The 13,116-nt window shown below is 59.0% G+C and carries 5 protein-coding genes and 1 pseudogene; 4 read left to right on the forward strand and 2 right to left on the reverse strand.

All coding sequences use genetic code 11. The features are described 5' to 3' along the window. Nucleotides 1–33: 33 nt before the first annotated feature. Nucleotides 34–1,193 (reverse strand): IS3 family transposase gene (locus ACXADQ_RS19540; protein WP_475324003.1). Its coding sequence is split into 2 segments (ribosomal slippage): nucleotides 34–944 and nucleotides 944–1,193, totalling 1,161 coding nucleotides; the frame shifts between segments, so codons are not numbered across the junction. Between the two features lie 2,040 nt (nucleotides 1,194–3,233). Between ACXADQ_RS19540 and ACXADQ_RS19545 the strand changes: the two are divergent. Further along, nucleotides 3,234–3,962, forward strand: a pseudogene (locus ACXADQ_RS19545) (calcium-binding protein); the annotation flags it as partial. A 191-nt stretch (nucleotides 3,963–4,153) separates the two neighbouring features. After that, entirely contained in the window at nucleotides 4,154–8,602 is a 4,449-nt protein-coding gene (locus tag ACXADQ_RS19550) for a calcium-binding protein (protein ID WP_475325333.1), read from the forward strand. 821 nt (nucleotides 8,603–9,423) lie between these two features. Here ACXADQ_RS19550 and ACXADQ_RS19555 read toward each other — a convergent pair. Further along, nucleotides 9,424–11,040, reverse strand: a complete 1,617-nt coding sequence (locus ACXADQ_RS19555) for an amidohydrolase family protein (protein WP_475325335.1) — start codon at nucleotides 11,038–11,040, stop codon at nucleotides 9,424–9,426. Between the two features lie 293 nt (nucleotides 11,041–11,333). On the opposite strand from ACXADQ_RS19555, the gene ACXADQ_RS19560 reads away from it, so the two are divergent. Further along, nucleotides 11,334–12,134 carry a M12 family metallopeptidase gene (locus ACXADQ_RS19560; RefSeq protein ID WP_475325338.1) on the forward strand — a complete coding sequence of 267 codons (801 nt, stop codon included), beginning with the start codon at nucleotides 11,334–11,336 and terminating at the stop codon, nucleotides 12,132–12,134. A gap of 2 nt (nucleotides 12,135–12,136) precedes the next feature. Continuing rightward, a complete protein-coding gene (locus ACXADQ_RS19565) occupies nucleotides 12,137–13,075 on the forward strand; it encodes a S1 family peptidase (protein ID WP_475325341.1) in 939 nt (312 codons plus the stop codon). Nucleotides 13,076–13,116 lie beyond the last annotated feature (41 nt).

Consider the following 13,116-nt stretch of genomic DNA (forward strand, 5'->3'; position numbering starts at 1 on the left):
GCGTGACTGACCTGCCCCCCGAGGCTCCCTCATTCATAACGAGAGTTTGCGGGTCTGGTTTTCATAGTCTTGGTCGTCAATTTGGGCAAGCGCGCCGGACGCGGAGCTCTCAAATTGCTCAAGCGTTCGGCGCGCTTCTGCGGGCGTTTTGTTTCCGAGAGATGAGTGCGGCCTGACGTTGTTGTAGTCGTACCGCCAGAGCGCCAGTTTTCGACGCGCATCATCCAGACTTTCGAACATCTCTTCATTTAGACATTCGTCGCGCAAGCTGCCGTTGAATGACTCGATGAAGGCATTCTGCTGTGGCTTGCCCGGATCAATGTAGTGCCAGTCGACGCCGTTGTCGTTCGCCCATTTCAGGATTGCCCGGCTTGTGAACTCAGTCCCGTTATCGCTGACAATGCTGGCAGGCTTGCCATAGATACGCACAAGCGCATCCAACTCACGCGCAACCCGGGCACCCGAGATGCTGGTGTCGGCCATCAGGCACAGGTTCTCACGGCAGAAATCGTCATTGACGGCCAGGATGCGGAACCGGCGTGATGCCCCGAACGTGTCCGACAGGAAGTCCATCGACCAACGTTCGCCTGGCCTCAAAGCCTCTGGCATTGGTGTTCGAGACCCACGCGCCCGTTTCCGTCCACGCCGTCGCCGAACGCCCAGCTTCTCCTCGGTGTACAGCCGATACAGCTTCTTGTGGTTCATCACGTATCCTTCGCGCTCCAGCATCACGCCGATCCGGCGGTAGCCAAACCGACGCCGTTTGGCCGCGACGGCCTTCATCTCCTTGCGTATCTCAGGATTGTCCGGCGGGCGTTCACGCCGGACCGTCTTCGGATCGACACCGACAAGTCGGCAGGCCCGGCGTTGCGAGATGTCATGATCCCGCATCGCCCTGAGCGCTGCCTCTCGCCGCTCATTCGGCGTCGTCAACTCTTTCCCAGCAAATCCTTCAGCACAACGTTGTCCAGCATGGCATCGGCCAGCAGACGTTTAAGCTTGGCGTTCTCGTCCTCCATCGCCTTCAGCTTGGCCGCATCAGACACTTCCATGCCGCCATACTTGGATTTGAATTTGTAGAACGTGCCCTGGCTCAGGCCATGCTTGCGGCACACCTCCGCCGTCGGAATCCCGGCTTCTTGTTCTTTGATCATCCCAATGATCTGGGCTTCAGTGAAACGGCTCTTTCGCATTTGTTTGCTCCTTCAAGAGGTTGAGCAAACTCTACATTAAAGTGCGGGAGATTTCGGGGGGCAGGTCACTAAGTGCGCAGTCTGAAATCATTTCGGATTTCATGCCAACAGCCGAGGGTTGACGGCCGCCCCCCCAATTTGTCACGGTGTACGGAATTGAAGCGGTCGCTGAGTCCCAAATTCGTTCTGAGTGCATCCGATTGTTTTTAAGAGGTTACCATGGCAGTTGGACCGCTCGAACAGATTGTGATTGACGATTTCGATACACATCTCGATCATATTCAGAACATCCTTCGCAACTATCGTGACGATAATCCACAGGTTGTTGACTATATTTTAGACTTGGAAAGTGTTGATAACATTGAGCAGGCGGAGATCATTCATCTAGCACGCTATATCATTCGCGAAGAGAACGAACCGACTGCTGATGAGGTGGTAAACTCCGGACGTTACCGTAAAGCGTCGGATGCGGAGAATAAGTACCACCGAGACGAAAACGACCCCTTAAACGCCCAAAATGAAAAGTGGTTAAGCGAGGATGGTCTTCACGAGTATATTGTTCGCCCTGTCACAGACCCTGAAACAGGTCAAACAACATACGAATTTGTCACAGATATTAAGTTTAAAGGCACACCAAATTACGGAACAACAACCTGTTCTAGCGACCATGTGGTCTTGGATATGAACCCCTATTATTGTTGGGGTAATGGTTCCAATGATCCAAACGATCGATCGGCCTCTGAACGCTTGGGTGTAGTTGAGGCAGCAATAATTGTCGTTACTGACGGCCCGGACCTCCCTTGGTTTCTTGAACCCCGGGGAAGCGCTATTGGCCAGGGCTCAGTGGATATACTTTGTTCTCCCAAAAATCTCATAGAAGGCATAGGCGATGCCGCTGACGACATTATCGACAAAATCAAAGAGAAATTCGAAGAGGCCACTCAAACCCGCTCTCCCCTTGTGCTTGATCTGGGTGGCAATGGGGTTGAGACTCTGGGCCTGAGTGCTCGTGTTTATTTTGACCATGATGGCAACGGATTTGCCGAAAACACTGGCTGGGTTGGTGCAGGTGACGGCCTGCTGGTTCTGGATCAGGACGAAGACGGCCGGATCACAACCGGTGCCGAGCTGTTCGGGGATCGTCATGCAAGCGATGCTGCGGGTGGATTTGAAAACGGCTTTCAAGCGCTGGCATCATACGATGAGAACGGCGACGGGCAGATTTCGAGTGCAGATTTTGTCTTTTCCGAATTGCGGGTCTGGGTTGATCGTGACGCGGATGCAGAGACTGATGAAGGCGAGTTGCTGACGCTGCAAGATGCCGGCGTATTCTCTATCAGCGTGAGCTATACCGAAACCGAAGTTGTCGATCAGAATGGCAATTCTCATCTGCAATCGGGCACCTATACGGCTCTTGATGGGCAGAGCCGCGCAGCACATGACGTGTGGTTTGCCATTGATACTGCCCGAACGGTTGATCAGCGCGATATCACATTCACGGATGACATCCTCGCGCTTCCCGAGGTCTTTGGCTTTGGCAATGTGGGAAGCCTACGCGCAACCATGGCCGGGGATAACAGCGGACGGCTGAAAGCAGCCCTGCAAGCCTATATCGGCGCCTCCACCGACGCACAGCGCATGTCGCATCTGTTAGAAGTGATGTACCGTTGGGCTGATGTCTACGATATTGCCCCGGACGCCCGGGAAGCGACCCAGATTTATGGCAACGCCATCGGCGATGCGCGCAAACTGGCCGTTTTGGAAAAGTTTATGGGCTCTTCCTATGTTGGCATCTGGTGTTGGGGAGAATTGGACCCAAACCCGCATGGGCCAGCTGCCAAAATATTGCTGGAAGCGTTTGCTGACCTCATGTCCTGGGTTGACGGGCAGTTAAGCCTGCAATCTCACTATGCGGATCTGATGGCTGGTGTCTCTCTCACGTGGTCGCCCGAAACAGGGCGCGTCGACGTGGATGTTTCTGCCGTGGCGGCAGATTTGCTTGAGCGCTATGGGCAGAGTTCAGAACAGGGCGCAATCCTCATGTCGAGATTTGCGTCGACAATCAAACAGCTTGGCGAACTTGGGGAACGGATTGCTGAATATCTGCGCGCAGTGGGTGATCCAGAGGGCACAGACGCCGAAAAGGCGCTCGCAGATTTCGGCGTTTCCGATCTGGTCGGCACAGATCAAGCCGACAGGCTTAGCGGAGAAGAAAGCGATGACTTCCTGCCCGGCTTGGGGGGGGATGACACCATTTCAGGTGGCGCGGGCAATGACACGATTGTGGGGGGCACCGGAAATGACGCGCTCAGCGGTAATGCAGGCGCTGATATATACCGGTTCGATTCGGGTGACGGGCATGACACAATCAACAACTACGATCGCGACGGCTCGCTCGATCGGCTGGAGTTTGGCGTGGGCGTTTCAGCAACGCAAGTTTCAGTCGAGCGCAATCATTTCGATCTTGTTCTAAGGGTTGCTCAAGACGACTCGATCACAATCTCCAGCTTCCTCGATCAAGGCGGACAGTCGCCTTTTGCGATCAATACATTTCGCTTTCACGATGGCTCGGAATGGACAATCGCTGACATCTTTTCACGCTTGAATGCGCCGACGAATGGTGACGACTACATTATCGGAGGCGCAGCAAGCGAAGTATATCGGGGGCTTGATGGTGTCGATGACATTTTCGGAAACGGGGGAAATGACACGCTCTCGGGCGACGCAGGAAATGACCGCGTGCACGGAAACGAAGGCGACGATTCCGTTTCGGGGGGAGCGGAAACGACAGGCTTTATGGCGGTGCGGGCGATGACACGCTGACGGGCGGCGCGGGGGATGATTATCTCGAGGGCGGTTATGGGTCTGACGATTACCGGTTCGAGGCGGGGTTTGGTTCGGACCGGATCTACAACTATGCCTCCCAGTATTACGATGTCGCGGACAAGATCGACCGGATCGTGTTCGGCGCGGGGATTGCCGAGAGCGATGTGTCAGCGCGGCGCAGCTACAATGACCTTTACCTGACGGTCGGTGACGGTGGCGATCAGATCCTGGTGCAATCGGCCTTCAGCGGGGTGAATTATGCCATTGGCGCGGTGGTGTTTGCCGATGGCACGGTCTGGGACGCAGCCGAGATCACGCGGCAGACACAGATTGGTACGGCAGGGGCCGACCTTCTGGTGGGCTCTGACATTGATGACACGCTGGATGGTCTGGCGGGGCGCGACACGCTGCGCGGCGAAGCGGGCGACGACGCCCTGACCGGCGGCGCGGACAATGACACGCTCGAGGGCGGTGCGGGCGATGACACGCTGACGGGCGGCGCGGGGGATGATTATCTCGAGGGCGGTTATGGGTCTGACGATTACCGGTTCGAGGCGGGGTTTGGTTCGGACCGGATCTACAACTATGCCTCCCAGTATTACGATGTCGCGGACAAGATCGACCGGATCGTGTTCGGCGCGGGGATTGCCGAGAGCGATGTGTCAGCGCGGCGCAGCTACAATGACCTTTACCTGACGGTCGGTGACGGTGGCGATCAGATCCTGGTGCAATCGGCCTTCAGCGGGGTGAATTATGCCATTGGCGCGGTGGTGTTTGCCGATGGCACGGTCTGGGACGCAGCCGAGATCACGCGGCAGACACAGATTGGTACGGCAGGGGCCGACCTTCTGGTGGGCTCTGACATTGATGACACGCTGGATGGTCTGGCGGGGCGCGACACGCTGCGCGGCGAAGCGGGCGATGACACGCTGACGGGCGGCGCGGGGGATGATTATCTCAAAGGTGGTTATGGGTCTGACGATTACCGGTTCGAGGCGGGGTTTGGTTCGGACCGGATCTACAACTATGCCTCCCAGTATTACGATGTCGCGGACAAGATCGACCGGATCGTGTTCGGCGCGGGGATTGCCGAGAGCGATGTGTCAGCGCGGCGCAGCTACAATGACCTTTACCTGACGGTCGGTGACGGTGGCGATCAGATCCTGGTGCAATCGGCCTTCAGCGGGGTGAATTATGCCATTGGCGCGGTGGTGTTTGCCGATGGCACGGTCTGGGACGCAGCCGAGATCACGCGGCAGACACAGATTGGTACGGCAGGGGCCGACCTTCTGGTGGGCTCTGACATTGATGACACGCTGGATGGTCTGGCGGGGCGCGACACGCTGCGCGGCGAAGCGGGCGACGACGCCCTGACCGGCGGCGCGGACAATGACACGCTCGAGGGCGGTGCGGGCGATGACACGCTGACGGGCGGCGCGGGGGATGATTATCTCAAAGGTGGTTATGGGTCTGACGATTACCGGTTCGAGGCGGGGTTTGGTTCGGACCGGATCTACAACTATGCCTCCCAGTATTACGATGTCGCGGACAAGATCGACCGGATCGTGTTCGGCGCGGGGATTGCCGAGAGCGATGTGTCAGCGCGGCGCAGCTACAATGACCTTTACCTGACGGTCGGTGACGGTGGCGATCAGATCCTGGTGCAATCGGCCTTCAGCGGGGTGAATTATGCCATTGGCGCGGTGGTGTTTGCCGATGGCACGGTCTGGGACGCAGCCGAGATCACGCGGCAGACACAGATTGGTACGGCAGGGGCCGACCTTCTGGTGGGCTCTGACATTGATGACACGCTGGATGGTCTGGCGGGGCGCGACACGCTGCGCGGCGAAGCGGGCGACGACGCCCTGACCGGCGGCGCGGACAATGACACGCTCGAGGGCGGTGCGGGCGATGACACGCTGACGGGCGGCGCGGGGGATGATTATCTCAAAGGTGGTTATGGGTCTGACGATTACCGGTTCGAGGCGGGGTTTGGTTCGGACCGGATCTACAACTATGCCTCCCAGTATTACGATGTCGCGGACAAGATCGACCGGATCGTGTTCGGCGCGGGGATTGCCGAGAGCGATGTGTCAGCGCGGCGCAGCTACAATGACCTTTACCTGACGGTCGGTGACGGTGGCGATCAGATCCTGGTGCAATCGGCCTTCAGCGGGGTGAATTATGCCATTGGCGCGGTGGTGTTTGCCGATGGCACGGTCTGGGACGCAGCCGAGATCACGCGGCAGACACAGATTGGTACGGCAGGGGCCGACCTTCTGGTGGGCTCTGACATTGATGACACGCTGGATGGTCTGGCGGGGCGCGACACGCTGCGCGGCGAAGCGGGCGACGACGCCCTGACCGGCGGCGCGGACAATGACACGCTCGAGGGCGGTGCGGGCGATGACACGCTGACGGGCGGCGCGGGGGATGATTATCTCAAAGGTGGTTATGGGTCTGACGATTACCGGTTCGAGGCGGGGTTTGGTTCGGACCGGATCTACAACTATGCCTCCCAGTATTACGATGTCGCGGACAAGATCGACCGGATCGTGTTCGGCGCGGGGATTGCCGAGAGCGATGTGTCAGCGCGGCGCAGCTACAATGACCTTTACCTGACGGTCGGTGACGGTGGCGATCAGATCCTGGTGCAATCGGCCTTCAGCGGGGTGAATTATGCCATTGGCGCGGTGGTGTTTGCCGATGGCACGGTCTGGGACGCAGCCGAGATCACGCGGCAGACACAGATTGGTACGGCAGGGGCCGACCTTCTGGTGGGCTCTGACATTGATGACACGCTGGATGGTCTGGCGGGGCGCGACACGCTGCGCGGCGAAGCGGGCGACGACGCCCTGACCGGCGGCGCGGACAATGACACGCTCGAGGGCGGTGCGGGCGATGACACGCTGACGGGCGGCGCGGGGGATGATTATCTCAAAGGTGGTTATGGGTCTGACGATTACCGGTTCGAGGCGGGGTTTGGTTCGGACCGGATCTACAACTATGCCTCCCAGTATTACGATGTCGCGGACAAGATCGACCGGATCGTGTTCGGCGCGGGGATTGCCGAGAGCGATGTGTCAGCGCGGCGCAGCTACAATGACCTTTACCTGACGGTCGGTGACGGTGGCGATCAGATCCTGGTGCAATCGGCCTTCAGCGGGGTGAATTATGCCATTGGCGCGGTGGTGTTTGCCGATGGCACGGTCTGGGACGCAGCCGAGATCACGCGGCAGACACAGATTGGTACGGCAGGGGCCGACCTTCTGGTGGGCTCTGACATTGATGACACGCTGGATGGTCTGGCGGGGCGCGACACGCTGCGCGGCGAAGCGGGCGACGACGCCCTGACCGGCGGCGCGGACAATGACACGCTCGAGGGCGGTGCGGGCGATGACACGCTGACGGGCGGCGCGGGGGATGATTATCTCAAAGGTGGTGCCGGAAGTGATCATTACTATGTGCACGACGCAGGTGATCGAATCTTAGAATATAGTTGGGAAAGTGGAACTGATCGTGTTTCCAGCTGGGTCACCTTCGATATTGGTGGAGCTGATATTGAACTGTTTTATCTAATGGGTGCAGATCCAATTTCCGGTTTCGGCACGCAATCGGAAGATTTCTTACACGGAAACAGTGCCAATAACAGTCTTTATGGAAGAGCCGGCGATGACACGCTGAATGGAAGTGCGGGCGACGACACGATTGACGGCGGCACGGGCGCCGACCTGCTGATCGGCGGGCCGGGCTCTGACCGGATCATCGTCGATGATGCAGGCGACCGGGTGGCTGAAAGCCGCAAATGGGCGGGCCATGACACGGTGGAATCCTCCGTCGATTTCCGCATGGGCCGCAAGCATATCGAGGATCTCGAGCTCACCGGCACGGCCCGTCTGGGCGCGGGCAACGGGCTGGCCAACAGGATCACCGGCAATGACGGTGACAACATCTTGGATGGCGGCAAGAACGTTGATACATTGGTCGGTGGCTTGGGCAATGACCGCTATATCATCCGTGCGCCGGGGGATAATGCGGTGGAACAGGCCGGCGAAGGCAATGACGTGGTTCTGGCCTATCGGTCGTATGCTCTGGACGCCCATGTCGAACAGCTCTTCATGCAGACAGTCCTTACCCGAGATGGCAATCCAACGCAGTTCAACGGCATCGGCAACGGGCTGGACAACACCATCATCGGCACACCGTTTGAGAACACCATTGTGGGCCGCGAAGGGCGAGACACGCTGAAGGGCCAGCGCGGGGCGGATACCTTTGTGTTTGACCGCGCAATTGGCCCGGACAATGTGGACCGCATCATCGACTTCAACACGAACGAGGCCAATGAGGGCGACATCCTGAAGTTCAAAGCCTCCGAGTTCGCGGGCATGACGGCGGGGGCCTTGGCTGCTGATGCGTTTGTGGCGGGCACCGCCGCGCTGGATGCCAATGACAGGTTTATCTTTGATCAGGCCTCGGGGCAGCTGTGGTTTGATGCGGATGGTTCAGGCGCAGGCGATCAGGTGCTGATCGCAACGTTCGAGCAGAACGCGATGGTAACGGCGGCGGATATCGAGATGTTCTAGAGATGTGATTTATAGAAAGCCACGAAAAAACCAAATTGCCTAAACAAATCGCTTTTCAAGCGGTTTGATTAGGCCAGCGAAATGTTGGCGAAAATACAGTCTCTGTTCGTCACCAGAGCATTCTGAGTCCGTCCAGAAGCGCTTCGCACACCTAATGTGGTTGCTGCTTACATACGCTATAAAACGCGATCGTTGCACTAAAACAGGGTTTCACTGAGTTGGAGGCGTTCCGAGGACTTTGCCACAGGTCATTTTATGCGTTCTGATCGTGATTTTCCATAGGAACAAGAGCGCGACCAAATGGTGATGTCAATTACCAAGCCTGTGTAATTCATGTGTAATCGAGTTTGGAATGTTCCGGTATAGTTCGGGACCAAACAGATCCTGGGCGAATACTTGTCAACCGAATTGCTCTTGAAAATAAGGGGGCGCGGCGTGTTTCCGTTGGTAGCCGATGCGCTGGCGCTATAATTGAAAATCCTCGTGTCGGTGGTTCGATTCCGCCCCCGGGAATTGGAAATTTCCGTCAAGGGACGGAGTTCCGTCTATTTCTGTCCACTGGTGCAATTCCGCTTTCGGGATTCGAATGAGCAGGAGCCTACGGAGGATTTCATTGAGGAAACAACTCGCTTGAGGTTCACGTTAAGAGCCACTAACCTTGAAGACAAAGGGTGAACAATTCGCCATCCTTGGACCCATTGATCACGCCCGTCGTGGAAATACCCTCGAGGCGCAACCCGGCAATCAACGTGGCGGTTTTTCACTGCCCATACGGAACACTGGCTCGGCAGCGTTCACCTCGCTCCGATATAAAGGTGCAGTCAGGCCTCGGCCCGAATGACCGACAAGCGGTCCGCACCGAAGAACCTGGATAAACGCAGCGCCTGTTGGCTGTCCCTGTCGAGACCGAGATAGCGCAGCGCATTGCTGTACATAACTTTCCGCCGCGACAGGCCGGTCTGACGAAGCGACCGCTGCACCTGCCCGATATAGTTGGGGTGCGTGGGTTCGCGTGCCAGCATTGACCAGTCGGTGCCGAACATCAGGCGCTCACCCAGTTCCGGATGCGCGGCCAGCAGCCTGCGGACACCGTTCTTGACATACTGCCGGTCCGCGCGCGGTCCGAGATAGGCGTCGGTCCAGTATCCCATATCGGCATATAGCCCGGGAGCCTCCGCCGTCGCTTTCGCGATCAGCTCCTCCCAGTCTGTATCGCCGCCATCGCAGGCCTTCATCTCCCGGCTTTCGTGAAAGCTGCCGAAATGCGCCAGATTGAGCGACAGGCCCGGCCATCTTGCCAGCACCTGCCGCCAGTAGTTTGGCGAGCCGAATGCTGCAGTGCACTGTCCCGCGTCGTTGCTGTTCGTGCAATGCGCCTTGATTGGCACGCCCTTGTCCTCGCACCAAGTGTACAGGGCGGTAAGTTCCGCATCAATCCGGGCACCGGAAACCCGCTGCCCCGGTTTTCCCCCATAAAGAGCCCCTGGGTCGTTGCCGATCGGCCGATAGCCCAGCGCTGGATAGAGCTTGATACCGGCAAATCCGCGGTCTTCGATTGCATGCTCCAGCAATTCGAAACTACGGTACTGCTGCGCCGGGCTCTGGGCCGCACGCAACGGGCAGAACTGCAGAAAATTCAGGACCAGCAAGGGCTCGGTCCGGCGGGCGATCTCGGACATCACCTCGACCTGGTCGGACAAGGCTGCCACGGGTTCGTTCTCGCGGAACCAGAGCTCGAAATCAAGAACCGAAGGCGAGACCAGACGCACCGGTCCGTCAGTGACGTAAAGCCGCAGATACTCGGCCAGAATTTCCGATCTCGGCCTGGTCAGCAGGCCGGCCCATCGGATGGTCTGGAACAGCGGCGATTGGCGAACATAGGTCCGCCCGGTCGATTTCTCGTAGATACGGCTGGCGGCCGCCGTATCAGGGTCTTCGCCGATAGCCAGTGCCTGCTCGCCCGCGCCGGTCGGATAAAGCTCGTTTATGAGACGCGTATCGGCCGGCGGGCTGCCATCGAGGGATGACGCTTCCGACCGGCTGGCCACCGCTGCCCGGTATTCGGCCAGCGCGCGGGCGACGGCGGCCTGATCCGGGGCATCAGGCGCGGACGGGGCCAGCGCCTCGGCGGCGGCGCCCGGGGAACGGGTCAACTGCCGCAGTTCCTCGCGCGGGCCCAGCGTGGTTTGCCGCAGGATGAAGACCCCAAGCCGGGCAAGCGCGGTCACGATCCCGGGATCTGTCACCGCTTCGTGCGGGTCGCGCAGAACCACCTGGTCCAGAAACCCGGCGGCCGGGATGTCCTTGCCGTTGAAGATATGACCGTGAATGTCGATGACGGGGTAGTCTGGCTGAAAGGGCAGGATGGGCATCGTTTGGCCACAAGCGGCGAGCATCGTGCCGCCGCCGAGGGCCATGAATTGTCTGCGGTCCAGCATTTGGTTTCCCCCCTGTTCGCCGTATACCTGTGTGCCCTGCGCCTTGTGCATTTGATCCAACACGTTGTCCGATTCCTACGACCCGCCGCAGGGGCCGCGATTCCATATCGAGCTTTGCAGGTTATCCGAATCATGCCAAGGTTGTATTTTATTTAGGCCGACCATATGCCGATGTCCCCGGTACGGTCCGGAAACTGAGTTAACGCGCTGCAGTATCTCGTTGTCGCCAGGCGAGCGCCATGCTGTTTCTGAAATGGTCTTTCTTTTGAAAAACGAAAAAGGAGAAATTAATTATGCCCCGCACTAGTCATTTGCTCTTTGTGATCGCAGCCTGCCTCTTCGGCGCGAGCCATATCGCCGAGGCCTCCGAGGAGGACCTATTGCGCGCCATCTCCGATGGTGAGATCAAATTCTCCTCTGAAATCGCCGTGCCGCCGCCGCCGTCAGGAGAGGCAGCCGCGCCCATCGGTGGTTCTGGCGCGGGGAGGCTGCTGACTGACCTCACCGACGAACAGGAGCGCGCCATCACCGACCGTGCCTATCCCCTTTTGGCCGCGAAATGGCCGTTCGGCGTGGTGTTCGTGTGCTGGGAGGATTTCGACCAATCCACGTCGGCCTATCGCAAGCTGGTACGTGATGCCGTGCGCGACACCTGGGAAAAGCACTCGGCGCTTGAGTTTCCCGGCTGGACCGAGTGCACGCCCGGCGACAAGGGTGTGCGGATTGCCGTCAAGGACGAGGGCCCGCATGTCCAATTCCTCGGCAAATTCGTCAATGGCAAGAAGAACGGCATGGTCCTGAACGCGACCTACGCCAATTGGAGCACCTCCTGCCAAAACATGCTGGATTATTGCAATCGGGTGATCGCGGTGCATGAGTTCGGGCATGCCATCGGTTTCGCCCACGAGCACAACCGCCCGGATACACCCGGCGATTGCGACAAGCTGGCACAGGGGACCGATGGCGACACCGTCGACCTGACTCCATGGGATCCGCATTCGGTGATGAATTATTGCAATCCCAAATATTCCAATGACGGGGTGCTGTCGAAATTCGATATCGTGGCGCTCCAGTACATCTACGGCCAGGGATGAGCATGCGGCGTCTGTATCTAGCCGTATTGGCGCTGCTCTTGACCGGTGGGGGGCTTGGTGCCGAAGAACCGCATGACACGATCCGCGAAAGTCTCGTCTATATCCGCGCCACGGCCCTGTCCAACGACAAGGATCCGGCCGGGCAAGGCCGGGATATCGAGGCTCGCGCAACCGGGTTCTTTGTCTCCTCCGACGGGCTGATCCTGACCAACTATCATATCCTCGATCAGCTCGGATACGCCGTGCCGAGTACGATCAGGTTCCAAGTCTCTGTCGGCGAGAAATCGGCCGACGCGCGCACCGCGCTGACCGTGGATGGCAACGAGATCTCGGACCTGTTGCTGCTCAAGGCGGTGCCGGCGGTCGCTCCTTACGTGACCGTCACGCTCGGCAGCGCCTATCGTCATCCCGAAGGCGACCGGGTCTATACGTCGGGCTTTCCGCGCGACATCAGCTATCGCAAGGGCTCGGGCGAGATCGCGGCCCGCGAGGGGCCGGGCGGGGCATTGTGGTCGATCGACGACCTGCGCATCCGCTCGGGGCAGAGCGGCAGCCCGGTCTACGACGCCAGGGGCGCGGTGATCGGCGTGCTCAAGGCCGATGATGACAGCGCGGTCTACATGATCCCGATCGATGCCGCCGACGGCCTGATCGCCCAGGTCCGCATCCGCGACCTGACCGACCGGCTCGAGACGCTGGAGGCCGCGGCGCTGCGATCCGTGCCCGACGTGATCGACGTCTGGGTTCCGGACGGCCAGGACAGGCCGCTCGGCGTCAGCGTCGACGACGCCATCTGCTTTCTGTCGGCGGTCCAGGGCAAGTTCGACCACGGCAAAGATGAAATCGGCCTGATCGTGCGCGACGGTCAATATGTGCTGATCGGAGATCAGGGTGGCAGCGGCACGATCAAGGCAACGCCGCTTTGCCTGGCACTCCGCTGAACCGGGAATGTTGCACTGATCCTCGCTGTGCCGTAACGTTT

This window comes from Thalassovita sp. ABM4_323, from assembly GCF_056158665.1.

Bases quoted from the DNA above. Each gene is read 5' to 3' on its own strand.
- ACXADQ_RS19560 (WP_475325338.1), top strand. From the start codon at position 11,334: ATGCCCCGCACTAGTCATTTGCTCTTTGTGATCGCAGCCTGCCTCTTC.
- ACXADQ_RS19565 (WP_475325341.1), top strand. From the start codon at position 12,137: ATGCGGCGTCTGTATCTAGCCGTATTGGCGCTGCTCTTGACCGGTGGG.
- ACXADQ_RS19555 (WP_475325335.1), bottom strand. From the start codon at position 11,040: ATGCTGGACCGCAGACAATTCATGGCCCTCGGCGGCGGCACGATGCTC.